The 24503-nt window shown below is 61.2% G+C and carries 21 protein-coding genes and 1 pseudogene; 15 read left to right on the top strand and 7 right to left on the bottom strand.

Annotated elements, in window-relative coordinates; all coding sequences use genetic code 11:
• Positions 1-470: 470 nt before the first annotated feature.
• From D3227_RS35855 to D3227_RS35830, 6 genes are all read left to right on the top strand, one after another.
• Positions 471-854: a ParB/Srx family N-terminal domain-containing protein gene (locus D3227_RS35855; protein WP_120018840.1), complete on the top strand. Its 384-nt coding sequence runs from the start codon at positions 471-473 to the stop codon at positions 852-854.
• A 320-nt stretch (positions 855-1174) separates the two neighbouring features.
• Entirely contained in the window at positions 1175-2332 is a 1158-nt protein-coding gene (locus D3227_RS35850; protein ID WP_120018855.1) for a tyrosine-type recombinase/integrase, read from the top strand.
• Positions 2322-4133 (top strand): site-specific integrase, encoded by a 1812-nt coding sequence (locus D3227_RS35845; protein WP_120018839.1) that lies wholly within the window; start codon positions 2322-2324, stop codon positions 4131-4133. The genes D3227_RS35850 and D3227_RS35845 overlap by 11 nt, the downstream gene beginning before the upstream one ends.
• A gap of 4 nt (positions 4134-4137) precedes the next feature.
• Positions 4138-6012: a site-specific integrase gene (locus D3227_RS35840; protein ID WP_120018838.1), complete on the top strand. Its 1875-nt coding sequence runs from the start codon at positions 4138-4140 to the stop codon at positions 6010-6012.
• Positions 6002-6484: a hypothetical protein gene (locus D3227_RS35835; RefSeq protein WP_120018837.1), complete on the top strand. Its 483-nt coding sequence runs from the start codon at positions 6002-6004 to the stop codon at positions 6482-6484. Before D3227_RS35840 ends, D3227_RS35835 begins: the two co-directional genes overlap by 11 nt.
• Before the next feature lie 188 nt (positions 6485-6672).
• On the top strand, positions 6673-9408 hold the full coding sequence (locus D3227_RS35830) for a TM0106 family RecB-like putative nuclease (RefSeq protein ID WP_120018836.1): 2736 nt from the start codon (positions 6673-6675) through the stop codon (positions 9406-9408).
• Between the two features lie 315 nt (positions 9409-9723).
• Here D3227_RS35830 and recD2 read toward each other — a convergent pair whose 3' ends face one another.
• Positions 9724-11928, bottom strand: a complete 2205-nt coding sequence (gene recD2, locus D3227_RS35825; protein WP_120018835.1) for an SF1B family DNA helicase RecD2 — start codon at positions 11926-11928, stop codon at positions 9724-9726.
• 974 nt (positions 11929-12902) lie between these two features.
• On the opposite strand from recD2, the gene D3227_RS35820 reads away from it, so the two are divergent.
• The 6 genes from D3227_RS35820 (at position 12903) to D3227_RS35795 (ending at position 18142) form a co-directional block, all read left to right on the top strand.
• Entirely contained in the window at positions 12903-14219 is a 1317-nt protein-coding gene (locus D3227_RS35820) for a hypothetical protein (protein ID WP_245452063.1), read from the top strand.
• A 605-nt stretch (positions 14220-14824) separates the two neighbouring features.
• Complete coding sequence (repC, locus tag D3227_RS35815) at positions 14825-16105, top strand: plasmid replication protein RepC (RefSeq protein WP_120018834.1); 1281 nt, start codon at positions 14825-14827, stop codon at positions 16103-16105.
• 41 nt (positions 16106-16146) lie between these two features.
• Positions 16147-16614, top strand: a complete 468-nt coding sequence (locus tag D3227_RS35810) for a thermonuclease family protein (protein WP_120018854.1) — start codon at positions 16147-16149, stop codon at positions 16612-16614.
• Positions 16615-17011: 397 nt separating this feature from the next.
• The gene (locus D3227_RS35805) at positions 17012-17344 is read left to right on the top strand and encodes a DUF736 family protein (RefSeq protein WP_120018833.1); all 333 of its coding nucleotides are present in this window, start codon (positions 17012-17014) and stop codon (positions 17342-17344) included.
• A gap of 120 nt (positions 17345-17464) precedes the next feature.
• Positions 17465-17671 carry an antitoxin VbhA family protein gene (locus D3227_RS35800; RefSeq protein WP_120018832.1) on the top strand — a complete coding sequence of 69 codons (207 nt, stop codon included), beginning with the start codon at positions 17465-17467 and terminating at the stop codon, positions 17669-17671.
• A gap of 210 nt (positions 17672-17881) precedes the next feature.
• Positions 17882-18142, top strand: a complete 261-nt coding sequence (locus D3227_RS35795; RefSeq protein WP_120018831.1) for a pyocin activator PrtN family protein — start codon at positions 17882-17884, stop codon at positions 18140-18142.
• 230 nt (positions 18143-18372) lie between these two features.
• On the opposite strand, the gene D3227_RS35790 is transcribed toward D3227_RS35795, so the two are convergent.
• Positions 18373-18930, bottom strand: coding sequence for a Spy/CpxP family protein refolding chaperone (locus D3227_RS35790; protein WP_245452062.1), 558 nt, complete (start codon positions 18928-18930; stop codon positions 18373-18375).
• A 59-nt stretch (positions 18931-18989) separates the two neighbouring features.
• On the opposite strand from D3227_RS35790, the gene D3227_RS35785 reads away from it, so the two are divergent.
• Positions 18990-19571 (top strand): Crp/Fnr family transcriptional regulator, encoded by a 582-nt coding sequence (locus D3227_RS35785; RefSeq protein ID WP_120018830.1) that lies wholly within the window; start codon positions 18990-18992, stop codon positions 19569-19571.
• Here the strand turns inward: D3227_RS35785 and D3227_RS35780 are convergent.
• The 5 genes and pseudogenes from D3227_RS35780 to D3227_RS35760 form a co-directional block, all read right to left on the bottom strand.
• Positions 19541-19960 carry a c-type cytochrome gene (locus D3227_RS35780; RefSeq protein WP_208646546.1) on the bottom strand — a complete coding sequence of 140 codons (420 nt, stop codon included), beginning with the start codon at positions 19958-19960 and terminating at the stop codon, positions 19541-19543. The two genes, D3227_RS35785 and D3227_RS35780, sit on opposite strands and share 31 nt — an antisense overlap.
• Positions 19961-20054: 94 nt before the next feature.
• A complete protein-coding gene (locus tag D3227_RS35775) occupies positions 20055-20939 on the bottom strand; it encodes a WD40/YVTN/BNR-like repeat-containing protein (protein ID WP_120018828.1) in 885 nt (294 codons plus the stop codon).
• Between the two features lie 46 nt (positions 20940-20985).
• The gene (locus D3227_RS35770) at positions 20986-21735 is read right to left on the bottom strand and encodes a pyridoxine 5'-phosphate synthase (protein WP_120018827.1); all 750 of its coding nucleotides are present in this window, start codon (positions 21733-21735) and stop codon (positions 20986-20988) included.
• Positions 21736-21763: 28 nt separating this feature from the next.
• A pseudogene (gene pdxA, locus D3227_RS35765) lies at positions 21764-22751 on the bottom strand (4-hydroxythreonine-4-phosphate dehydrogenase PdxA); the annotation flags it as partial.
• 161 nt (positions 22752-22912) lie between these two features.
• Positions 22913-23482 (bottom strand): TetR/AcrR family transcriptional regulator, encoded by a 570-nt coding sequence (locus D3227_RS35760; RefSeq protein WP_120018826.1) that lies wholly within the window; start codon positions 23480-23482, stop codon positions 22913-22915.
• 115 nt (positions 23483-23597) lie between these two features.
• Here D3227_RS35760 and D3227_RS35755 point away from each other — a divergent pair, with 115 nt between their 5' ends.
• A complete protein-coding gene (locus D3227_RS35755; protein ID WP_120018825.1) occupies positions 23598-23777 on the top strand; it encodes a hypothetical protein in 180 nt (59 codons plus the stop codon).
• Complete coding sequence (locus tag D3227_RS35750; RefSeq protein ID WP_120018824.1) at positions 23774-24301, top strand: hypothetical protein; 528 nt, start codon at positions 23774-23776, stop codon at positions 24299-24301. Before D3227_RS35755 ends, D3227_RS35750 begins: the two co-directional genes overlap by 4 nt.
• Positions 24302-24503: the final 202 nt, after the last annotated feature.

Here is a 24503-nt window from a genome sequence, read left to right as displayed (position 1 = left end):
TGTAGCTCGGCGGCGAAGCCGCTCGCGAGCGCGCCTCCAACAGCGCCGTAGAGAGCGAGCGGCTGTATCGGAGCGCTCGGCGCCGCTTAGCTTGGGACTGCCGCTCTTCGTGCAATTTCCTCGAGCAGCACATTTTCCGGTTAACAGGCGCCCCGCTGGCGCGGGCCGAAGTCCTCTTGCCTGATGGAGAAAGGGCGCGCTGCCCCCTCTCCCCTGCAAGGAGAAAATCGGTTTCCCCGTCCTTCCTTCGCGTGGGCCTGGCCCACGCTTCGTGCAGGATCCGCGCGGATCCGCAAAGCGGATCCAGCGTGCCCCTTCGGCTTCGCCTCGGGCGGGTGATCCCCCTCCGATTTGTCTCCTTGCCCCCCTCTCCCCCGCTGTTCCGCACGAGCTCGGGAGCAGGAGCGGGGCTCCTGCCCCTTCGGGCAGGAAACCGCTTCGCGGGAAAAGGGAAATCAGGAGAAATCATCATGACCGAGACCATCACCATTCCATTGAACAAGCTGGACGCGGATCCGAAGAACGTCCGCAAAACCTACAACGCCGAAGGCGTCGCGGCATTGGCCGCAAGCATTCGCACGGACGGCTACCGTCTGTTGCAAAACCTTGTTGTCCGGAAGGGCGAGAAGAAGGGCCGCTACTTCGTGACTGCTGGCGGTCGCCGCCGTGCTGCGCTACTTCTGCTGGCCGAGGCTGGCGAGATCGCGAAGGATTTTCCCGTTGAATGCAAGGAGCGCTCCGGCGAGGACGCTACGGGAATCAGCCTTTCCGAAAATGTCATGCGGGAGGACATGTTAGGTTCTGCTTTGAGAATGTCTTCTTTCCGTAGCGGGCCTGTCATGGTGGCTGTGTAGATTTGCAGAGCATCTCGGGGAAGGCACTGCAGACGTCCGGGTCAAGCGCTCCCGCAGCGTGAGCGAGGACAACGCTTGACGCGGCGGCGGCACGACAAGCTTGTTCATGGGGTGCAGGCAAAGTTCTGCACCTCTGCCACGCGGCGAGCGGGAGAGCGCTAGGGGAACCCCTCGCATTCAAAAGTAAAGAGTCGCGCCGAAGGCGCTCCGCTCAAGATAACAACCGATTCATGAAAGCGTCTCCTTTGTTGGCGTGCTTGGGCTGGCTGCATGCGCGGCGTCCTTCGCCGTTTCGTGGCTTACGGATCATGGAGGACAGCATGGCGCGGATCATCAAGGCGGCGATGGGCTACCCGGAGATCCCGGCCGGCTTTCCGATCCTGGTCTGGGAGCGGATGGCGATCATCGAGCCGGCCTTCGCCTATCTCATCGAGCTCGCCACGATTCCCGGGCGCTCGCATGCGGCCGAGACGGTGCGCACCTATGGCGAGCACCTGCATGACTGGTTCGACAGCCTGGAGCAGACCGGGCTCGATTGGCGGATGGTGAGCGAGGCGGACATTGCGGCCTATCGCAATCGCATGCTGTCGCAGCCGAGCCCGCACACCAAGCGGCCCTACGCCCGCTCGACGGTCAACGATCGGGTTCGGACCATCTGCCGGTTCTATGCCTGGGCGCATGATCGCGGCTGGATCGAGGTGTTGCCATTCCACTTCGTCGATGTGCGTGTCGCGATGCGGCGACGCCAGTCGTTCCTGGCCCATGTCGATCCGCGCCCGGGCCTGACGGCAGCGAACATCCTGACGGTGGCCGAGCATGAGCGGCTGCCGCGCCCCTTGCGGGTCGATCAGCTCAGGCGGCTGTTCGCCCATCTGGAAATGCCCTACCGGCTGATGGCGGAATGGGCGCTGGCAACGGGGTTGCGACGCAAGGAGCTTTGCGGGCTCGCCGTGTTCCAGGTGCCGGAGACCGCGCATCTCGACGACGAGGAGCACCCGCTGGTCGGAGTGCCGCTGACGATCACCAAGGGCGACAGGCCGCGCACGGTGTATCCGCCGATCCGGCTTGTCGACCGCACGCACCGCTATATCGATGAGGTGCGCACACCGCAGGTGCGCGCACTGCAGCGCCGACGGACGGATTATCGCCCGCCATCCGCGCTCTTCCTCAACGCCCAAGGCCAGGCGATCACCAATGCCCGGATGACGGCGGCCTTTGCCCGCGCTTTCCGGGCCGCGGGCGTGCCGGGGTCGTTGCATTGGCTGCGCCACACCTTCGCGATGACCATACTGGTGCGGCTGCAACGACAGGCGACGAGCACGCCCGATCTCAATCCGCTGAAGATCGTTCAGGTCCTCCTGGGCCATAGCTCGATCCAGAGCACGGCGATCTACCTGCGCTGTGTCGAGCTCAATGCCCGCGAGCTTGCCGACAGCATCGATTACCTCTACGGCGCACTGATCCCCCATGACCGGTAGCCGCGCCCGCATTGACCGGCGCCTCGTCGTCGCGCCGGTGGATATGACGGAGCGGCCGGCCGACGCCGTTGTCGTCTTCCGGGATGGCTGGGGCGAGGTGGTGAAGCGCTACGATCTGGCGGCGTTCGCCTTGCCGCCGGACGTGACGGCATTGTTGGCCGATGCGTTCCGGCACCATCATGCCGCGTCCAGTCACGACACACAGCGTCACTGCTGGATGGCGTTGCGGGCCTTCGCGCGCTTTGCGGCGGAAGATGGCGGCGTTTGCTCCGCCCGCGATCTGACGACGGCGATGGTCGGCCGTTACATCGATTGGCTGGATCGTCAGAGACGGGGACAGACGGGAAAGCCCTGGACAAAGGGGTCGCGGGCGAATGTGCTGATGCAACTGCGTCAGCTGATCGACTGGACCAAGCGCCGTCATCCCCCCCGCTTGCCGGCGCGCATCGACTTTCCCTACCGGGTCTATCCGAACCGGAATGCCGAGCCTCGGCCGCGCCTGAGCGGCGAAGAACTCAAGGTGATCCTGCGCGCCTGCTATGAGGAGATCGATGAGGCCTGGGAGCGGTTCGAGACGGGGCGTGCGATCCTGGCGTCGCGCGGACCGGTTGACGGGGTCGATCCCGAGCTCTGCGAGCTGATCCGGGGCGTGGCGAAAATCAACGGCGGCGTTCTTCCGCCCCAAAGGAAGTTGGTGGCGCAGGGGTTCGGCCACTCGGCGATCACGCGCCATGGCGGGCTTCGCCATCTCAGCAGCTATCTCCATCTGACCGGCGAAACGGTTGTGCCGTTCTTCATCGCCCTGGCGATCCAGACGGCGGGTAATCCGCAGGCGCTGCGTCTGATTGCACGCGATTGCCAGGTGCCGCACCCGCTCGATGAGCACCGGATCATCATCGAATGGGCCAAGCCGCGCGCCGGCGCAAAGGTCAAACGCGCCCAACGGCGTTCCTTCGATCGCCGCCGCAGCTCAGCCGCCCCGAACCTGATCGACAAGCTTCTGGCGATGACGGCGCCGCTTGCCGCGCAGGCGACCCGGCAGGATCGCAATCGACTGTTCCTGGTGAGGAGCGAAAAGAAGAGCACCGTCACGCTCGTCGCGGAAGGAACGCTGTCGCACGCCGTCAAGCAGTTCATCGGCCGTTCCAATGCCCGGATTGCGATCTGGAACAAAGCGGCGCCGGAGCGCCCGCGCGCGCCGTTGCCGGACTTTGCGGCGGTGTTCCTGCGCGGCAGCGTCGCCACCGAACATTACAAGGCGTCCGGCGGCGACATTCTGATGACGCAAGCGGTGCTGAACCACGCCCGCGCCGACACCACCGAGCTCTACATCAAGGGGCCGGAGACGCGCCGCGTTCAGCGGGACACGATCGCCCGGCTGCAGGATTTGATGATCGGCTGGATCATGGGAGAAAAGAGCGGAACCGAAGATCAGATGCTGCTCGACAACATTGCGCTCGGCGCGGACGCGACGGCGCCGTTCGGCCATAGCTGCCTCAATCCGCTCGCCGGCATGGCGCCAGGCTCGACCGCGGGACGGGTGTGCCGGCACTTTGGCGGATGCCTGCGTTGTCCGGGCCTGGTCATCCCGCTCGATGCGGAGCATATGGCCCGCGTTCTCCAGGCCAAGCGCGAGCTCGAGCGCGCGCGACAACGTCTGGATCCGCGGCGCTGGGGACTCCTCTACGCGCCGAGCTATCGCACCCTCGTCGAGGACATCCTGCCCGACTTCCCCGCGGCCCTGCGTGCCGCCGCCGAAACGCAGATCCCGACCCTGCCGCTCCTTCCAGCGCCGGAGTAAGCCGATGACCGCGTCGTCCGCACTCAGCCTGGCTGCCGCGTCCCGGACCGCAATCCGGGTGTCGACGCGCTCCGTCTGGTCGGATCAGGTCTGGCATCTCGACGGGCTCCGTCCCGGCGGCAACCGCAGCGACTTCTCGCTCGACTGGGGCTTTGCCCTTGTCGACGACAGCCGGTTCATCGACCCGCAATGGGCGGACTGGCGGGAGGCGGCGAAGGTCTTCCTGTGGAGCCTGAAGGTCGACCCGCCTCCCGGACGGCGCCATCTCCATGACGGAACGCTCGTCTCCTGCTTCAAGCACTTGCGCATGCTGGTCCGCTGGATGGTGGAGCAAGGCTATCGATGCTTTGCCGAACTCGATCGCGATGCATCCGAGCGCTTTCTGGCGCTGATGGCGACACGCCCTGGAATCCGGTCGGGCAAGCCGCTGGCGTCGGGCACACTGCGTTCGTACCACAATCTGCTGACGCGGCTCTATCTGCAGGGCGCGAAGTTCCCGGAAGTTGGGATCGCCGAGCCGTTCCCGGGGATCAGTCCACCCATCGCCCGTCATGATCGTGGCTGGCTGCCCTACACCCCGGACGAAATCGCCGTGCCGCTCGTCTCGGCGGCGCTCAGCCTGATCGGCACGCCGGCCGATGACGTCATCGCGCTTCAGGCCCAGGCGCAGGCGGCCTATGACGATGCCCTTGCTCGAGGCATCAGCCAGACCAAGGCCGGCTTCGTCGTTATCGCCGCGATCGCCGCGTTCACCTTCTCGACGCTCCCAGGCGAGGACACGCCTTGGCAGACGGCTCCCGTCACCAGCACCAAGCAGGTGCGGAATCTCATCGATCGCATCTACGACGCCTGCTTTGTCGTCGTCGCCTATCTGATCGGCGCCCGGGTCTCGGAGATCCTGGGGCTTCAGGTCGGGTGCATCGAACACCATCCGTCCACCGACGGCACCGAGAGCTTCGCCTATCTGGTCGGCAGCATCTACAAGACGGCGCGTGGGGCTCATGGCGAGGCCCATCGCTGGGTTGCGCCGGCGCCGGTCGAACGCGCCATCATGATCATGGAGCAATTGTCCGCCCCGCTGCGCTCTCCAACCGGACGCCCCGATCTCTGGCTGGTGATGGCCAGCAGCGGACTGATGGGGCCAGCGCCCCGGATCGGCATTCCTGTTGCCTCCACCATCATCAGGCGCCTAAACGATCAGTTCGCGCCGTTCATCGATCTGCCACCCCATCAGGGTGAGCCCTGGCATCTGAACACGCATCAGGGCCGCAAGACCTTTGCGCGCTTCGTCGGCAAGCGCGACCGCTCTGGACTGCATGCCCTCCAGGCACACTTCGGTCATGTCACCCGCGTCATGACCGATCGCGGCTATGTCGGCACCGACTTCGCCCTCGACGACCTCATTGACCGCCACACCAAAGAGGAGACGCGCACCGCGCTCGAGGAACTGCTCACGGCGGCGGCGCTCGGTGGCAAGGGCGGACGGATGATCGCCGCCCGCTCCCGGTTCCGCGGCCGTACGCGTGACGGTGATGTCCAGGCCTATGTCGCCTTCCTGATGAAGGAGACCGACCTGCGGCTTGGGGTCTGTGATTGGGGCTATTGCATCTACCGGGTCGAAACCTCCGCCTGCTTCGGCGATGACAAGGGACCGAACCCGGCGCTCAGGACCGAGAGTACCTGCATCTCCTGCGCCAACTTCGCCGTCACAGCCAAGCATCGGCCGGTGTGGGAAGCGCGCCGTGCGCGCAATGCCAGGCTTCTTGACCAAACCGCGCTCGACCCGACGAGCCGGGCGCTCGCCGAGGCCCGGATCGCCGAATGCGATCGGATCCTGACCGAGCTCGCCGCCAGAATGGAGGACGCGGATGCCCCGTAAGACCGCACAAATGCCGCCGCTCAGCGCTCATGAAAAACGCCTGCGCAACACCGACCGCAAACTCCGGGAGGCGCTGGAGCGACTGATCAAGGGCCTGCCCACGCACCCCGCCTTGCAGAAACGCCCCTATCGTCTGAGCGTGACGACGCTGGCGCGCGAGGCTCGCGTCGGCCGCAACGCCATCTACACCAACCATCGGGCGATGATCGAGGAATTGCGCCGCGCCGACCGGCAGCGAATCGTACCCGACAAGCTTGCCGCCTGGGAGGACAAGCTCGCGCAACAGCGCTCCCTCATCCAAGTCCTGAAGATCGAGGAGCGCCGCCGCACCACCGAAAATGCCGTGCTGCTGAAGCGCATCCTCGAAGCGGAAGCCGAAGTCGCTAGGCAGAAGCGTCACACTGCGCGGCTCATCAAGGAGCGCGACCAGGCGCTGAAACCCATCGCCCTGGTTCCGCGTTCCCGCCGGTGACGTCTGCAGATGTCAAATTCAAAAGAAGTGGAGTGATTTCCGCGGAAATGTCGGTTGCGACCAACACTCCAACGGCAGGGCTCGACCCGTGCGGATAGCTTTATCATGGTATTGTTGCGCATGCGGTGGCGGCGTTCCGGTGGCAGCCACTTCAGTGATCACAATGAAGTTCGTATGATTGGAATGGGATGGACGCGAGCGCGAACATCAGTGCCGCAGTCTTTGTCGCTTACCTGAAGTGCTCGACGAAAGCGTATCTCATGGCGCATGGCGGCCAGTCGCCAGACACCTTCTTCGCTGACACGCTCGGGCGCATTTCGGCCGCGTACAAGGCCAAGGTGAGCCAAAGCTCCCGAATGGGATCGACCAACGTGGTACCATTCGACGACTTGCGGCTGACTGATGCCCCCGCCGGGTACACGCCCACCCTACTTGTGGATTGTGAGACTGCGGCGTGCACGCGGGACCTGCCTGTGACTGCGCGGGTAGGCAGCCAGACCGAGAGATCTGACCCTGGTCACGACTATGTCCCGATTGTTTTTTCTGCATGGAATAAACGTGACCGGTCCGACGATCTTCTCGTTTGCTTTGGGGCTATGGCGATCCAGCAGGCGAGTGGGGGAGAAATTCCGTCGTACGGGAGAATCATTCGTGGTGAAGACTACAGCGGCAGGACCGTCAGGATTGCCGAGCACCTCTCGAAAACGCAGCAAATCATAGAGGTAATTGCTTCGGTCTGCCTGGCCAAAGAACCGCCCCCGCTCGTCCTCAACAACCATTGCGCAATATGCGATTTCCGGGCGCGGTGCCGAGCCCTCGCAGTTGAACGGGAAGACCTCAGCCTCCTCGGAGCCATGACCGCAAAGGAACGGGCGCGAAACGGTGAAAAGGGCATTTCAACCATCACGCAGCTTTCCTACGGCTATCGTCCGCGACGCCAAAGGCGAACTAAGTCGACCGCCCCTCGTGCAAGCCCGCCGGTGAAACACGATCACAAGCTCAAGGCCCTCGCCATCAAGAAAGCTCAGACCCACGTCGTCGGTTCTCCAACGCTGTCGATCCAAGGGACGCCAGTTTTCATGGACGTCGAGGGTGTTCCCGACCGGGACTACTATTACCTCATCGGACTTAGATACGAAGCGGAAGGCATTCCTGTTGAGAAGTCCTTTTGGGCCGACGGGCCGGAAGGCGAGCGCGAAATCTGGCGGCAATGCCTGAGTGCCCTCAAGCTGGTCGAGAAGCCGCAGATTGTGCATTACGGCGCATATGAAAGCCGCTTCCTCAAACATATGAGGGAGCGGTGGAGCCCGCCCGCTGACGGGTCCGAGTTTCTCGACGGACTCATCGACAGCTCCGTGAACCTTCTGGGCAGCATCTACGGAAGAATTTATTTCCCGACGTACTCGAACGGTTTGAAGGATATCGCCCGGTGGCTTGGCTTTGAGTGGACTTGGCCACAAGCGTCAGGCAGCGCCGCCATGCTAATCCGACGATGTTGGGAACTCACTTCCGACGAGGCACTGCGGCGCGAGCTGATTGCATACAACATGGAGGACTGCCGCGCGACCGCGCTGGTTGCCAAGGCTCTCGCCCGGATTTGCGCTACCAGCGAATCCGGCGGCGGGACGAATTTGGAAACCGTGAATGTCGCATCGCTGGAGGTCGGATTCCAACGGACCTTCGGGAAGTTCCGGAACGCGCTGCCCGAATTCGAGAAGATCAACGCGGCCGCATACTGGGACTACCAAAGATCAAAGATCTATGTGCGCACCAACAAGGCGATCCGGCGGATCGTCGCGAAGAGTGTGAACCCCGTCAAGAAAGTTTCCGTGGACAAGGAGGTATTTGTCAATGACAAACCCGCCTACTGTTCCAGATGCGGTGCATCGAAAATGTGGGTTCGCGAACGTTGTTCCCGCATCATTTTCGATCTGAAGTTCACCCGCCGTGGGATTAAGCGATGGGTTGTGCGTTACCGATACGGCAGTTACCGCTGCGGTACATGCAAGGCAGAAACGACGATCTGTCGGATGCACTCGAAATATGGCCACAACCTCCGCGCCTACATCATCTATCTCCTGATCGAGATGCGCCTATCGCGCCAAAAGATAGCCGAACACATCGCCACCGTCTTCAATGTGTCGATTACGAAGTCCACGGTGCGGCACGCAAAGTCCGAGATGGCAAGGTATTACGAGCCGACTTATCGTTGGATCCTCGAACAGATCAGAAGCGGCCCCCTTGTAAATGCCGACGAGACCAAGGGCGTCGTCCACGGTGGCGGCCATTACATCTGGATATTCGCCAACCTCACGTCCGTCGCTTACGTTTACTCATCATCGCGTGAAGCATCGATATTGGATGACGTGTTGGCAGGCTTTAAGGGCGTATTGGTTAGCGATTTCTACGGCGCATACGACGCGGTGCCTTGCCCGCAGCAGAAATGCCTAATCCACCTAATGCGCGATATTAACGAGGACATACTCAAGCACCCCTTCAATGAAGAGCTGACGTTCATCGCCACGCGGTTCGGGTCGCTACTTCGGGAGATCGTCGAAACCATCGACAGATACGGGCTGAAGAAGCGAAATCTCGGAAAGCACAAGCGGTCGGCCGAAAGATTTCTCAGCGACGTGGCGGAACTGCGATGCACGACAGAGGCTGGATTGGCCCTGAAACGGAGGATCGACAAGAACAAGGAAACACTCTTCGCGTTCCTCGATTACGACAACGTTCCCTGGAATAACAATAACGCCGAGCACGCAGTTCGAGCGTTTACCCGTATTCGGAACTTGATGGCTTCGAGTACGCCGAAAGGTACAAGCGAATACTGTGTTCTCTTGAGCCTGCAGCAGACATTACGATGCCGGGGCATTCGATTTCTGGATTTCCTCCGATCTGGCAGAATTGAAATCGATGACTGAGTCGGGCGGGAGAAGAGTTCCGTGGGATTCACATTGGCCGCCTGAGATCCCCCACCAGTGGACGAATCGGTGTCAAGGTGAGCAGCTCGCCCGGCTGATGCCGACCTGCGGCTTTGGCGTCGAGACGCGACGCTCGATAGAGCACCGAGAGCCTCTGGAAGTGGCGCGACGGCCTCGTCTTGGTCGGCTCAACTCATGGGGCCGCATTCCACCCTTCTGAGCCCTTGAGGAAAGGAAAAGATCGACCCACATGCGACCCTCCGCCGTTTCGACCAAGGGCCGGTTTGGCTCCGGAAACGTTTGATGGAGCGATCGCTATTGATGAACTTCGTGGACAGCGTGCGGGTATGCGGTCAGCCACTCCCGAAGTTTGGACCACCTCCTTCGCCCTGAAACATTCTTCACCGCGATCGCAACGGCCCGCTTTTGGCCGAGCAGGATAACGAGCCGCTTGCCGCGCGTGACGCCGGTGTAGAGCAGGTTCCGTTGCAGCATGGCGTAATGCTGCGTCATCACCGGGATAACCACCACGGGATACTCCGAACCTTGGGATTTGTGGATCGTCGTCGCATAGGCGAGAACAACCTGGTCAAGCTCGCCAAAGGCGAATGTGACGGAGCGCCCGTCGAAATTGATCATCATCTCGCCGAGCTCGGGATCGATGGCTTCGACGAAACCGACATCACCGTTGTAGACCTCCTTGTCGTAGTCATTCTCGACCTGCATCACCTTGTCGCCAATGGTGAAGGCGGTACCAAACTTCTCGACCTTCGGCTCACCACGCGGATTGAGCGCCTTCTGCAGGTCGATATTGAGCGAGCGGGCGCCGAGACCGCCGCGGTTCATGGGGCAGAGGATCTGGATATCGCGTACGGGATCGACGTCGAACCGGCTGGGAATGCGCTCCTTGACGATATGGACCAGTCGCTCGACGGCGATCTCGGGATCATCGGCCGGCACGAAATAAAAGTCCGTCTCGCCATCCGGCCGCGACAGGTCGGGGATCTGGCCACGGTTGATCTTGTGTGCGTTCTGGATGATCTGGCTTTCTGCCGCCTGCCGAAACACCTCCGTCAGATGCACCACAGGGACCATGCCGCTGGTGATGATGTCCGCCAATGCCTGACCGGGTCCGACAGGGGGAAGCTGGTTGACGTCGCCGACGAAGATCACGGCCGAACCATTGCTCAGGGCCTTCAGCAGCGCGTTCATCAGTATCACATCGACCATGGAGGTTTCGTCGACAACGAGCAGATCGCATTCGAGCGGGTCCTCCTCGTTGCGCTTGAACCTGCCATTCTTCGGATCGACTTCCAGCAGCCGGTGAATGGTCTTGGCTTCTCGCCCGGTGGTTTCCGTCAGGCGCTTGGCCGCCCGGCCGGTCGGCGCACACAGAAGCAAGTTTACCTTCTTGGCGGCGAGGATCCGCAGGATCGAATTGACCAGCGTCGTCTTACCCACGCCCGGGCCGCCGGTGATCACCATCACCTTGGAAGCGAGGGCGGTTTGCACTGCCTCCCTCTGGCTTTCGGCTAGGGCAAGTCCGGTTTTCTCCTCGACCCATGGAATGGCCTTGCCGGCATCGATCTCCGGCCATGGCAGGACGCCATGAACGAGAAACTTAATACGCGCGGCGATCGACTGCTCTGCCCGGTAAAGTCCAGCGAGGAAGATGCAAGGCCGGCCATCGACTTCGTCGGCGATCACAGAACCGGCATTGAGTTCAAAGCGGAGCGCCTCCAATATGATGGTCTCGGGGATTTCGAGCAGCTTGACCGCCAGCGGCAGCAATTCATCGCGCGGCATTCCACAATGGCCGTCATCGAGAGCCTCGGTCAAGGCATAGGAGATGCCAGCCCGCGCTCGGATCATCGCGGTCTTCTCGATGCCAAGCTTCATGGCAACGGCATCTGCGGTCCTGAAACCAATGCCACGAATGTCGCGCGCCAGCCGGTATGGATCTTCGGAAATCAGCTGGACGGCATCGGTGCCATAGGTCTTGTAGATCCTGACTGCGCGCGAGGTGCCGACCCCGTGGGCATGGAGAAAAATCATGATGTCCCGGATGACCCGTTGCTCGGCCCAGCCTGCGATGATTCCATCCGCGCGTTTCGGGCCAATTCCTGTCACTTCACGCAGCCGATCCGGCTCCGCTTCGATGATATCGAACACCTGTTCGCCGAAGGCGCGGACCAGCTTCTTCGCATACACCGGCCCGATCCCGCGGATCATGCCCGAGCCAAGATACTTTTCGATCCCCTCGATCGTCGTGGGAGGCATGGCCTTGAGAAATTGCGCCCGGAACTGGACGCCGTGCGTACGGTCATTGTTCCAGTGCCCGGTGGCCTGGACGAACTCACCGGTCGAGATCACGGCAGCATGGCCGACGACGGTGACAAGGTCCCGCTTTCCCCGTGCCTTGACCCGAAGGACGCAGAAGCCGTTCTCGTCATTGTGAAACGTCACCCGTTCGACAAGGCCGGCGAGTGTATCCTTGGCTTCACCTGCGTGCTGCTTCATGCATTCCTGTATGCCCGCTGGAAAATCTGCTGGAAACCGCTTCCAGTATCGGGACAATGACCGCTATGGCTTGTCGGGACAATGCATCATGCCGATCTGGATCGCCAAGGCAGGCTGCCGAGGCTTTCTTCGACCGCTCCGCCGTCCAGCGATGACAGCGTAAAGCGTAAAGATGGATTCTCGCCATGGCACGCAGGCCAGCTCCGAATATCGATGCGCTGACTGAACTCGGCGTCGAAAAGATTGGCGCGAATTGTCCTTTATGAAGCGGAGCCAAGCGCTCCGTCCCGGAAGCTGGTCGCGGCCGCGCTCGCAGGCACCACAGGGCCGGAGGCAGTGGCCAGGCTCACGGCCGACTAGAGTCTAGCCGAGTCTAGCCGCTCTCAATCACGCTGACGATGAGATGGAGTGGACGAGGGTCCGGAATTTGGCGTATCGGCGCCATTGAACAACGCGGCCGGAATGACGGCTCCCTTCTCGGACCTTCCCCGCGCGATCTTTTGGTGTTCGACCCGTCGGGGCGTTTCACTCCCGTCATACTACTTCTCGCTCCACTTCTCTTCTGCATTTCACAGCAGAGGCTCAGACGCTCAAGATACAGCCCGAAATGGCGTGCGGACAAAAATGACAGCAATATCAATCCGATCGACCGAGCAGGACAGTTGACGAATAACCTAAGCGATGCACCCGGTCGATCAATACGAGGCTTTCAGCGTCCTTGCCGACGAGGGCAAGGAAATCGCTGATATCGCCGCTCGATTCGGAACAACCGAAACCATCGTGCGCAAGCGGCTGGCCTTGGCGCGCGTGTCGCCGGTGCTGTTGCAGATGTTCCGCGACGAGGACATGAGTTTTGCGCAGTTTTGTCGGCCTTCACCGTCAGCGATGATCACCAGCGGCAGGTTGACGTATGGAGTGCCCTGCCCTCTTGGAACCGTGATGCTTTTTCCATCCGGCGTGCGCTCACCGAGGAATTGGTTGCCGCGACGGACAAGCGGGTCCAGTTCATCGGCGGGCTGGCCGCCTATGAAGCGGCGGGTGGTGCGGTCAAGCGCGATCTGTTCGATGAACGCAACGCCGGTTATGCCACTGATACGGTGCTGCTAGAAAAGCTGGTGGCCGAGAAGCTTGAGGCGGAGGCCGGGACGGTACGCGCCGAAGGCTGGAAATGGGTGGAGTGCCGCGCTTCCATGCCGGACGGGCTTCACAGCATGGAGCGCCACTATCCGGAAGACGTGAGCCTTTCCGAGGAAGATCAGGCAGCGCTTGATGCCGCACAGGCAGAATATGACGAGCTTGCCGAACTGATCGAGAGCGGTGCCGCCGAAGATGAGGCCGAGGCAAAGCTTGAGGAAGTCGAAAAGCGGATTGACGCCCTGACCGCCCGCACGGAAGCCTATAGCCCCGAGGCACTGGCGAACGGCGGCGCTTTCGTCATGCTCGACTATTACGGCAGGCTTTCTATCGAGCGCGGCTTTGTGAAGCCGGACGATGCCGAGGTGACAGGCGAGGGCGAGGCCGACGAGGGCTTGCCGAGTATCGCAGGCGAAGCAAAGCCCGCAATTCCGACCGTCACGCATTCGGCGGCTCTTATAGAAGACCTGACGGCCCACAAAACCGCCGCGCTGCGCGTCGAACTGGCGAACAATCCTGACATAGCCCTTATCGCCGTGGTGCATGCCATACTGTTGCAAGTGGCCTATCCATACAATTCGGAGCAAAGCGCGCTTCAACTGTCGATCACCCATGAGCGGTTGAAGCCTTCGATGAAGAACGCCGAAAGCTGCAAGGGCCTTGCGGCGTTCAATGACCTGTCCGAAAACTACGGCCATCGCCTGCCGGGCAATCCCGCCGATCTGTTCGATTGGCTGCTAGAGCAGCCGCAGGACACGCTTCTTTCGCTGCTGGCCTTTGGTGCTGCTCATGCGGTCAACGCGGTGGAGAAGAAGTTCACCGACCGCAAGAAGGGCATCGAGCAGGCCAACCAGCTAGGCCGAGCACTCAATGTCGGCATGGCCGAGTGGTTCGAGACGACCGGCGACAGCTATTTCAAGCACGTCAACCGGACCACCATCGCGCTTGCCGTGGCCGAAGCCAAGGGCCGAGAGGCGGAGCTTTCCGTCAAAGCAGCGGCCAAAAAGACCGAAGCGGTCACGATCGCTGAGCGACTTGTTGCCGGTAGCGGCTGGATACCCGCCCCTGTGCGGATCGCTGCCGCCGACGAGGCGAGGCCTGTCGAGCACGAAACGGACATCGAGGATAACGAGCAGTTCCCCGAAGCGGCTGAATAAGCATCAGCCGCAGGCCGGTTGCGTGTCTCCCGCGCGACCGGCCTCACAATCAATTATCAAAGCGCGGTCGAGGCGGCCGCTGAATGAATAAGGCCCGATCGACCGGCCTTATTGTCATTTTGAGGGGAGGCCCGCCCCTCCCCTCAAACTCCCCTTCCCGCCTTGAATAGCCGACATGGTTCGCCATGCCGACTATTTCCTGCTGTGGAGAGCCAATACGGTATACCGCCATAAAGTCGTGTCTAAATGTATTGCACTTGAAAAACACAGAAAAGCAAGGAAATCCGCATTCTGTGAGCCGCCGGGTTCTTCTGGTGGACGGCGCGTGTAGCACAATTCTTGCGCCAAAACGGTTATTCCGGTTATGCTTCGCAAATCATCGGAATCAGCATGATTCCGACGTGCGCATTCTAACGATTTAAGACGGAGAGACAGACCGGCCCAGAAAAAGAAAAACCGCTCCCGAACGAAAATCCGGAAGCGGGTTTGCAAAGAAAAAATAAGCCAAAACCTTTTTCGCAAACCCTCCCTTCCCTGTCAACTGAGAAACTCCGCTTCGGTGAACGGGGAAGCTTTGCCTGGTCCCTAACAAAGGAGACGAGGACATGGGTGACCCCCATAAGGATCGGCGGCCAATCGGTCGCCGAATGACGCCCCAACGTGCCGATTACCGGCGACTGGCACAGTCGGCCGAGATTGGAACGGTGACGCGCGGCCAGCTTGCAGTGCTTGTACAAAACCTCACATGCACTGGATTGATCAGCGCGACCGAAAGCCATCTTTTGGTGACTCTGATCAACACGGCCCCGGCCGAGGCCTTCGACAAGTCCGGCCGTCCGATCATCTTCAAGTCCAACCAGCAGCTTGGCTTCGAGATCGGCCGCTCAGCCGGTCGTGTGAGCCGATTGCTGTCCAGCCTTTTCGACGCTGGCTTGATCACGATGCAGGATAGCGGCAATTACAAGCGCTATCCGGTGCGCATTGGCGACGGTGCGATTGTCGATGGTTGCGGGATCGACATGCGGATTCTGATCGTTCGTTATCGCGAGCTCGACCAGCTCGTGCGGCAAGCCAAGGCCGAAAAATCGGCCGCGAGCGCAGCATTGCGCCGCTACCGCGGCGCGCTGCGCAACCTACGCTATGCTCTTGCAACGGCTACGAGGCCGTCGGATCGCGCCCTGGCACGCATTGCGGGCCGCGTCGAACGGGTCGTCGCCATTGTCGGCGTTGCCTCCAAGGCGCCGAGCGCCCTTCTCCGACGTGCCTCAGCGCTTTTCGACTGGTTTGTGGGGCGCCTGATGCAGCTCCCACGCCGTCCAGAATCTTCGCCGGAAACAGAAAATTCGACATGCACGTATGCCGAAAACGGCATGCACAAACAGACTACAAATCCTGATCCTCTTGAAGAGAGTAATGATAATCGGCGTTCGGCTAACGCCGAACAACTTCATCTGCTAGAGGCTGGCTCCGCCAGCAAGACGGCTTATGAACCAAGCCTGGGGGACGCTTCGAGCCAAGTCAACGGGCGAGAGCGCCAGCCGCAGGCGGTAGTGGCATTGCAAGACCTGGTGCGGGCAATACCGGCCTTAAAGGCTTACGGCTTTGCCCTGCCCCGCAGTTGGGCCGATCTGGCGCGGCTCGTGCCGCAGATGTGCCGCCTGACGGGCATTTCCGATGACGCGCGCCACCGCGCCGTCGAACAGATGGGCGAGCAGCAGGCAGCGGTCGCGATCGCGGTGACGCTGCAGAAATACGACCGGCAGGAAGTTAAATCGCCGGGCGGCTACTTGCGGGCCATGACGGACCGCGCCGCAGCCGGCGAGCTTCATCTTTCCCGCTCGATTTTCGGGCTGGCAGCCCGTAATTCCATGGAGGCATTGAATTGAGATTTCCAACGATATTGGCGGCCGTGGCCGCAATCTGGTGCATGGATGCGGCGGCCGAGCCGTCGGCATGGTCCGGGCAGGCGCGGGTAATCGACGGCGACACGATCAGTATCCGTCAGCAGCGCATTCGGATTGCCGCGATCGATGCATGCGAACTCGACCAGACCGGCTTAAAGGATGGCCAGACCTGGCGTTGCGGTGTCATTGCGCGCAGTTACCTTCGAAAGATGATCGACGGACAGCATGTCCGCTGCGATATCATCGACCAGGACCGGTATCGCCGATTGGTCGGGCAGTGCTTCATCGGCGATACCGATGTGGGCCTCGCCATGGTGAACGCCGGGCTAGCCGAGGCGATGCTTCGATATCTGCCGTCGTCCCATCCTATCAGTCTGGTCGAGTACGGGGAGGCCGAGAACCGCGCGCGTGGCAACGGTTTGGGGATCTGGTCGGCTGACATCGAAAGTCCGCATCTTTATCGCCGCGCCAAGTCCTCACAGATGCCTTGACCGGACATAGCCAAATCGGTGCTATGGCTTGGCAAGCGGCGCGAGCCATATTGCTTCGCATGTTTGGCACGAAACCCCGGAAAACTCGTTGTATTGTCTCAGATAATGACTAATATAGGCTCATTACTCGTCGTGCCAGGTGGACAACGAACAGGGTGAATGTTGCCAAAACCGTAATGTCTCACCCCTCCCCGGTGGTTGCTTTTGACGCTCGTTCGCACGTCGACGCGGTTTGCGCAAAGCCGGCTGTCCCAAAAATTTCCCCGCCTGCGGCTTCCTCGCGCGACAAATTTTTGTGCCCTCCGGCCTCTTCCGCTGCGCTCCAGCCTTCGGTGCACACCGCTTTCCGCCGTGCCATTTGAACGATCATCGCAACCACCAAAGAGGAGTGACTGACATGACCACCACCAACTACATCCAGTTCGATGCTGACGACCTCGACGCCGCCAAGGGCAAGGGCCTCATCTCCACCATCGAACGTGACCTGGATATCGCCGCCGTGCCGTTCAGCTCCGACAACGAAAAAGCACCGACGCATCGCGTCTATGCCAAGTCTCCGCGCGGCCATGACATCGAGGTCGGCGGCATCTGGAAAAAGAAGAACGCGGAGGGCAAGCCCTACTACACGCTCTCGATCAAGCGCCTCAGCTTCAACGCCAATCTCGGCCGCTTCCCGGGCCAGGACGACCCGTCTCTGCAGGCGATCATCGAATGGGAACCCCGCGATTAATCGCTGCAAAGCGCCCGGCCAAAAGCCGGGCGCTCACTCTCGGAAGGCCGGAAAACACCGCAAAGCGCTGGAGTTTCAGCGCTTTTTCTTCCAATGTGCAGCGTAATTGGAGATTTGCGGATGACCATCCATTCCCCACGTCCGGATCGTTCCCCGGAGGCCATTGCCAAGCGCAAGAAGGCCACCGATCAGGCCCGCGCCGCGAACATCCGGCAGGGCTACACCCACGATCCGGTTCTCGAGGCGGCCAACGCGCGGTATGTCGCCGGCGAGATCACGTCGGACGAATTTCGCGAGCAGATGCAGGCGCGTTTCAAGCGCGCCTGACGCCCCAACTCTTGTTCGAATAAGGCCGCCTGATGCCTTGGTGCAGCGAGGAGAGCCTTGATCCCAGTGGATCGGTCTCGGCCGGTGTCGAAACTCGATAACTGCCCACCTCGAGGCCTACCTCTCGCGGCTGCGTCCCGAGCTTGTTAAACGAATCCGCCGATTCCCTGTTTTAGCTAGGCTGCGGGCGGGATATCGGAGGGCAGCAGCATGAACACAGCATTCCTTTTGATGGCTCAGTATGATGGGAAGGCAATAATCCCGGTCGCGGACATCTGCCGAGACTACTTCTTTCATCCCACGCCGACCAAATTGATCCGAAAAATCTCTATGGGCGAGATTGCGCTCCCCCTCGTGCGGATCGAAGACAGCCAAAAATGCGCAAAGGGTGTCCATCTGATCGACCTAGCCGGATACCTCGATCTTCGGACCGAAGCCGCGAGGAAGGAAACGAGGAGTCTACGCGAATAGCGTGGACAGGCGGTCTGCTCCGCAAGCCCGGCATCGGGACGCGTTGTCGGCAGCCGCTCGCGGGGCCCGCCTCTGCACCGTCGCGCGAACGACAAGGCCGATTGCTCCAAGGCGCTCGGTACTGCATTTGGTCCTGCACGACTTAAACAAAGAGACGCAAGATATTGAAATAGAACGGCTCGCTTTACAAATCCGTCCCATCCGATGTGGGACCGAAGCGATGTGCCTGCTCAATTTGCGCTTCCAGCATAACCGCGAAGTTGGGAATATCGGCGGACCTGCTCGGGAGTAAGTAGCTGGACCATATCGAGATGGTAACGCAAGTGCGCCGTCCGTAGAGCGCCTTGCACGTCGGCGATGGCCTTTGTCATTTCAATGAGGCGGGTCGTCGTAATCGTCCTTTCGGCAAACAGGCGATCCAGCTCGGCTTCCTCCTTGATGAGCCGCTTTCCCAGCGGAATGGTCACCGCCTTCATCTGGCCCAACAGTTCCCTGGTATGCGTCGCTTGTTTGCTGGTCAGGCTGAGAGCTTCGGCGAGTTCGAGGACATGTGACGGACCCGGATATCCGTTTAGTTCGGCCGACAACGCCAACCCCATCCCGCGGCCCGCCTCAAGGTCGGCGATCTGGTCATCTGACAGCGCTTTCACGCTACGCGTCTCCATCCCCGAATATGGCGAAGGCGGGTTAGCCTGTTCTGAGACCCCATGAAGACCATGGTTCTGGGCGACCGCCGGTACGGCCGCCAGGAGCGCCAGCATGAGCGCTGCAGAAAACATGCGGTTCATCGGTATATCTCCATCGTTCCGGATCCTGCGACGTTTGACACGATTGGGGGACTAACGACATGATCGCGATCATGTCCAAACTTTTATTCGAACGTCTCCTGACGCTAGCGGAGCGGGAGCAGCAGCTTGCTGTTGAAGACGTCCTGTTCCGCATGGACGACCCGGTCCGATCGCTCTTTATCGTCACCGCAGGTGAGGTGCGGTTGGTCAGGGCACTACCGCACGGACTGCAGCTGACGCTGCAACGTGCCGGCTCCGGTTCGATCGTTGCCGAGGCTTCGTTGTTCGCTGATCGATATCAGTGCGATGCCCTAGCAGCCGAGAAATCGGCGGTCCGGGCCGTGCCGATGACGAAGGCCAAGACGGCCATTGAAAGCGATCCCGATCTGGCTTCGGCACTGATGCGCCATCTGGCAGGCGAAATGCACCGGACGCGGACACGTGCCGAGATTCTGTCCCTGAAATCAGTTGCAGCGAGATTGGATGCCTGGATGGCATTCAACGACGGCAAGTTACCCCCCAAAGGGCGCTGGTATCAGGCGGCCTCCGAGATCGGCGTCACGCAGGAGGCGTTTTACCGCGAGTTGGCGCGTCGCCGACATGTTGCGGCTCATCTCGCGGAAGAGTCTCGACGTTCGTAGGCACGATTCAGCTGGTCGTGTCGGCGACGGACGTCTTCCGGCCACCGCGACTTGATGAAGGACAAGGCCGCGATGATGTCGTCGTCGCTCAGCGTTTCCCGGAAACCGGCCATCCTGGTCTTGTAGTCCTTGAGATTGGCGGCCTCGGCAATGCCGAGTTTCGTTATCTTGAACAGCGTCGTGTCCGGATGGTGCCAGGTGTGCCCGCTCTCGTCATGCGGCGGGCCGGGGAGAAACCCTTCCTTGTCCAGCGTCTTCCAGTCCGGCTGCCCTTCGAGGTTTCGGCCATGGCAGGAGGCGCAATGTTCCATGTAGATCACCTTGCCGTGCGCGACGAGCTGGGAATCATCAGGTTCGAGAAGTGCGCTCGAACTGCCGACAAGGAACATATACCCGCCGACTGCTGCAATCGCAGAGGAAGCAGCGACCGCCGCGGCAACCGCGAACCTGCCGGCTAAACGGCGATCCATTGCCACGATGACGTCATTGGCCGAATGCGGCCCAATTTGTGCCGCCGTCGGTGCTGGCGAAGACATTACCGTGATGCGAGGCGATGAACATCCGATTGCTGTCGGCGGGATCGACCGCCATATGCAACAGGATCTGGTCGCCCCAGGACGCGGAGGTCGTTTTGAAGACCATGTCGGCCTCTGCCGCCCGGACAAGACCTTGGCCGAGCACAAACGCGTAGAGGGAACCGTCGGCTGTCACCTCGATCAAACTGACGGGCGCGCCACTGATGACCGTTTCCCAGCTTTGGCCCCCGTCCCTGCTAACCAGCAGGCCTCCTTCCGTTGCGGCGTAGACCGTGTTGGCGCTCTTTGCCGATGCAGCGAGGTCGATCAGCTTTTCCGGCAGCGGTCCAACCAGCGACCATGTCTTCCCGGCATCCTGGCTTACCTGGAGCGAGCCATAGGCGCCGTAGAGAACCCGAGGATCGACCAAGCTGACCGTCATCTGGTGGAAGTCGACCGGGCCACCAACTCCCGGCGCGACCTGCTCCCAGGTAACGCCGTTGTCGGTTGAGGCGATGAAACCGAGATTGCCGCCGCCCGCGGGGTGGCCGCTGGCGTACAGCGACTTCGGATCGGAGGGATCCGGGGTGAATCCCATGAAGTCCTGCACCGGCGAAATGAGTTCTGCCTTCCCGTCCGGCTCGGCGCGGAATACTCCGTGGTGCGTCGCGATCAGGAGTCTTTGCGAATCCTCCCTGTCGATGGCCAGCCCATGGATGTGGGTGCGGTCCTTCAACTGCGAAACCTGCGAAACCGAGACCGCCTCGGCTCCTGACGCTGATCCTGTCGAGGCTGCCGTCAACGCAAAGCCCGATATCAAGCTTGCAGCGATCATCACCAAAGATCGTCTCATCTGATCACCTCCAGCGTCGGTCTTAGCATTCAATGTAGGTATGATATCAAAGCCGAGATAGCAGTGCCCGCGCCGCCGTGGCTGCGATGCGCTGCCTCATTTCAGAGATGCCGGCCCTCAAGCCGATGAAAATGGCCTCACCAATCAGGAAATGGCCAATGTTCAACTCGACGACTTCCGGGATGGCGGCAACGTCGGACACGTTTTCAAACGTCAGCCCGTGGCCCTCGTGACATTCGATGTTGGAAGTCCGCGTGGTCGCGGCAGCCCGAACCAGCCTGTCGAGTTCTGCGCGGCGTGATTGACCGTCAGTCCCCGCGTAGCGTCCCGTATGGAGTTCGACTACCGGCGCCTTCATCTCGGCTGCGGCCCTGACTTGAGATTCATCGGGATCGATGAACAACGATACGCGAATTCCCGCTTCGCTGAGCCTCGCGATGACCGGTTGCAGCGTCTTGCGACTGCCCGCGGCGTCGAGGCCGCCCTCGGTTGTGACCTCCTCGCGCCGCTCCGGCACGAGGCATACCGCGTGCGGACGCGCAGCCAAGGCGATGGCAACCATCTCTTCCGTGGCCGCCATCTCAAGGTTGATCGGCGCTTTTATCGTCGCCGCGAGGCGCCGCAGATCGTCTTCCCCGATATGACGGCGATCCTCACGCAGGTGCAAGGTGATGCCATCCGCTCCTGCTTCCAGAGCCAGTTCGGCGGCGGCGACGTGGTCGGGATGGCTGCCGCCGCGCGCGTTGCGGATCGTGGCGACGTGGTCGATGTTGACACCAAGACGTATCTTTCTCACGCGCGGGTTCCTTTTTTGAAAGAGAACGATGTTCCGCAATCCTGGCGGCCATCCCGATGGCAGAGATGAGGCTGCCGGGATCCGCCACCCCACGCCCGGCGATGTCCAGGGCTGTGCCGTGGTCCGGCGACGTACGCACAAATGGCAAGCCCATGGTGATGTTCACTCCTCCATCGACATCCAGTGTCTTCAGCGGGATCAATGCCTGGTCGTGATACATGCAGATTGCCGCGTCGTAAGTTTGGCGGGCACGTGGCGTGAACATCGTGTCCGGCGGATATGGTCCCGAGGCATCGATTCCTTCCCGCTTCAGAATTTCAATTGCCGGAGCGATTGTCTCGATTTCCTCGCGGCCCATGCTGCCGCTTTCGCCGGCATGCGGATTGAGTCCGGCGATCGCCAGGCGTGGATTCGGAATTCCGAAGTCCCGGTTCAATCCCGAGGCCGTGGCCCGCGCGACATCCACGATTCTCTGCTTTGATAGTCCGCAGACGGCTGAGGCCAGTGCCTCATGTATCGAGACTGGGACGACCTTCAATTCTTCGCTGGCGAGCATCATGGTTGCGCGATAACCGGCACCGCTAAGTTCCACGAGAAATTCCGTGTGTCCTGGAAACGGAAAACCGCTTTCGTACAGAACCGACTTCTGGATCGGGTTCGTCACGAGAGCGGACGCCTGTTGCAGTCAGTTCGACGGCGAGGCGAATAGCGTCGATTACCGATGCGGCGTTCCGGGAATCCGGCTCACCCATCCGGATAGGCGCCGGGAGAGAGATGGGCATGACGGGCAGCGCTTCCCTGAATGCCGCGCGCGCCTCTCTCGGATGTGCGATGACTTTTACGGGAACACGCAAAGATAGTGCCCGTGCGAGTTCCGAGACGTGAGAGGGATCATGCAGGAGATAAAAGGCCCAATCGGTTTCCCGAAGACGCAACCATGCGCCAAGCGTGATCTCGGTGCCTATTCCCGCGGGTTCGCCCATGGTCACGACAATGGATTGGCCGGCTTTGCTCATCTGCCTTTGACTCCAAGCTCACAGGGCCACGCGGTGTGCTTCCGTTTGGTCTTTGCTCACCGAGAAGACCGCAGCACGCCGGCAACATGCAGAGCAAGAAACTCCTCGATCGCAACCACACGAACTCTGTGTCAACGTCTCGGGTCCGCAGTTGACACGGATTAGCCGCGAGGTCGCAATCCCGCCAGAGTGACGGTGACGAGCCGGCGGACTGCGGCCTTGGACGGCAGGCTACTGGCCGCTGTGAGGGCGTGGAGGCAATAGGTCGCGAGCTCGTCGGGCGCGACGTCGTTCCGGAGGTCGCCCGTCGCTGCGCCTTCGGCCAGCAGATCGCGGATGAGCTGGTGGAGATGGTGCTGCGCTCGGGCGACGTGCTCACCTCTATGCAGGCGCGCCGCGAGTTCAGTCCCGTGGTGTTCGTGGGAAATGAACGCGTAGGCCTCGAGCACCGCTTCGATTCGCTCGCCAGCGTCGCCGGCCATGTCCCGGATCGCAATGAGATGTTCGAGGTGACCGGTGACCTGGCGTTCGTGCCAGGCGACAAGGATCGCTTTAACGTCCGGGAAGTATTTGTACAGCGTCGCGCGACCTATTCCGGTCTCCTCGGCGATTTTCGCCATCGTCACCGACAGCAACCCGTGCTTGGCTACCAGCGCCGCGGCGGCGTCCAGGGTCGCGTCGTGCACCGCGCGGCGATGCGCATCGATGGTTTCGTTCCATAGCTTCGGCATCACTCCAAGATACCTGACGAGACGACTTTGTCGAGATATGAGACATTGTGACTTGATATAGACACTTCGTCTCGATAAAATTGGTTGTCATTAAGCGGCGACGGAGGGAACGCACATGGCCGACCCGCCTTCCTACCCCGGCGCACCGCGCTGGGTGAAAATTGCGGGGATCATCGCGATCATCCTGGTTCTGCTGGTCATCGCTGCGCTCTTCACCGGCGTCGGCGGACCCCACGGTCCCGGTCGGCACCTGCCGTCCTCCAGCGTTACAGAGCCTGGCACGCAACAGCCATGACCATGACACCAGGCTTTCGCAAGTTCGCGCTCACCGCGCACGTCACGTCCTCGGTCGGCACTCTCGGTGCGGTCGCCGGCTTCCTGGCTCTCGCCGTCGCCGGCCTGACCAGCACAGATTCGCAGGTCGTGCGCGCCGCCTATCTCGCGATGGAGTTGACCGCCTGGTACGTCATCGTTCCGCTGGTTCTGGCCTCATTGGTCACCGGGCTTGTCCAGTCACTGGGCACCCCATGGGGCCTGTTCCGCCATTATTGGGTCGTGGCGAAACTACTTCTGAACGTCCTTGTCACCATCGTCCTGCTGCTTCAGCTGGAGCTAATCGGCTATTTAGCAGACGTCTCTGCAGAGACGATGTTATCCAGCGCGGATCTTCGGGGGTTGAGGGTCTCGCCTGTGATCCACGCAGCGGGAGGGCTGCTCGTGTTGCTCGTGCCGGTGGCGCTGTCGCTGTACAAGCCGCGGGGCTTGACCCGGTACGGGTGGCGCAAGCAGCATGAGGGCTCGACGGCTCCGCAGCGCTAGCCGCGGTCGCTCCTTCTACAGCGGCGGCCCGCAGTATCGGACAAAGTTTTCGTGCTTCCGTTACGCAGCATGTCAGTAATTACCCACCCTTTCGATGCGGCACGGTGCGTCGTCACTCGTCGTCGATGTCCGGGTACTGCGGGGGAGCCTTGCCGATCTTGCTGACGATCCTCTGGTAATTGGCATCGGGCTGCGCCTGCCC

The organism is Mesorhizobium waimense (assembly GCF_003601975.1).
Classification (GTDB): Bacteria; Pseudomonadota; Alphaproteobacteria; order Rhizobiales; family Rhizobiaceae; genus Mesorhizobium; species Mesorhizobium waimense.
Note: the sequence above shows the minus strand (reverse complement) of the source record. Positions and strands in the feature narration are given on the sequence as shown.

Excerpts from the sequence above, each read along its gene's own strand:
- recD2 (WP_120018835.1), bottom strand. The coding sequence starts at position 11,928 with ATGAAGCAGCACGCAGGTGAAGCCAAGGATACACTCGCCGGCCTTGTC.
- D3227_RS35775 (WP_120018828.1), bottom strand. The coding sequence starts at position 20,939 with ATGAGACGATCTTTGGTGATGATCGCTGCAAGCTTGATATCGGGCTTT.
- D3227_RS35780 (WP_208646546.1), bottom strand. The coding sequence starts at position 19,960 with ATGTTCCTTGTCGGCAGTTCGAGCGCACTTCTCGAACCTGATGATTCC.
- D3227_RS35830 (WP_120018836.1), top strand. The coding sequence starts at position 6,673 with ATGGACGCGAGCGCGAACATCAGTGCCGCAGTCTTTGTCGCTTACCTG.
- repC (WP_120018834.1), top strand. The coding sequence starts at position 14,825 with ATGGGTGACCCCCATAAGGATCGGCGGCCAATCGGTCGCCGAATGACG.
- D3227_RS35840 (WP_120018838.1), top strand. The coding sequence starts at position 4,138 with ATGACCGCGTCGTCCGCACTCAGCCTGGCTGCCGCGTCCCGGACCGCA.
- D3227_RS35795 (WP_120018831.1), top strand. The coding sequence starts at position 17,882 with ATGAACACAGCATTCCTTTTGATGGCTCAGTATGATGGGAAGGCAATA.
- D3227_RS35845 (WP_120018839.1), top strand. The coding sequence starts at position 2,322 with ATGACCGGTAGCCGCGCCCGCATTGACCGGCGCCTCGTCGTCGCGCCG.
- D3227_RS35835 (WP_120018837.1), top strand. The coding sequence starts at position 6,002 with ATGCCCCGTAAGACCGCACAAATGCCGCCGCTCAGCGCTCATGAAAAA.
- D3227_RS35800 (WP_120018832.1), top strand. The coding sequence starts at position 17,465 with ATGACCATCCATTCCCCACGTCCGGATCGTTCCCCGGAGGCCATTGCC.
- D3227_RS35750 (WP_120018824.1), top strand. The coding sequence starts at position 23,774 with ATGACCATGACACCAGGCTTTCGCAAGTTCGCGCTCACCGCGCACGTC.
- D3227_RS35805 (WP_120018833.1), top strand. The coding sequence starts at position 17,012 with ATGACCACCACCAACTACATCCAGTTCGATGCTGACGACCTCGACGCC.
- D3227_RS35810 (WP_120018854.1), top strand. The coding sequence starts at position 16,147 with ATGGATGCGGCGGCCGAGCCGTCGGCATGGTCCGGGCAGGCGCGGGTA.
- D3227_RS35850 (WP_120018855.1), top strand. The coding sequence starts at position 1,175 with ATGGCGCGGATCATCAAGGCGGCGATGGGCTACCCGGAGATCCCGGCC.
- D3227_RS35760 (WP_120018826.1), bottom strand. The coding sequence starts at position 23,482 with ATGCCGAAGCTATGGAACGAAACCATCGATGCGCATCGCCGCGCGGTG.
- D3227_RS35790 (WP_245452062.1), bottom strand. The coding sequence starts at position 18,930 with ATGAACCGCATGTTTTCTGCAGCGCTCATGCTGGCGCTCCTGGCGGCC.
- D3227_RS35855 (WP_120018840.1), top strand. The coding sequence starts at position 471 with ATGACCGAGACCATCACCATTCCATTGAACAAGCTGGACGCGGATCCG.
- D3227_RS35785 (WP_120018830.1), top strand. The coding sequence starts at position 18,990 with ATGATCGCGATCATGTCCAAACTTTTATTCGAACGTCTCCTGACGCTA.
- D3227_RS35755 (WP_120018825.1), top strand. The coding sequence starts at position 23,598 with ATGGCCGACCCGCCTTCCTACCCCGGCGCACCGCGCTGGGTGAAAATT.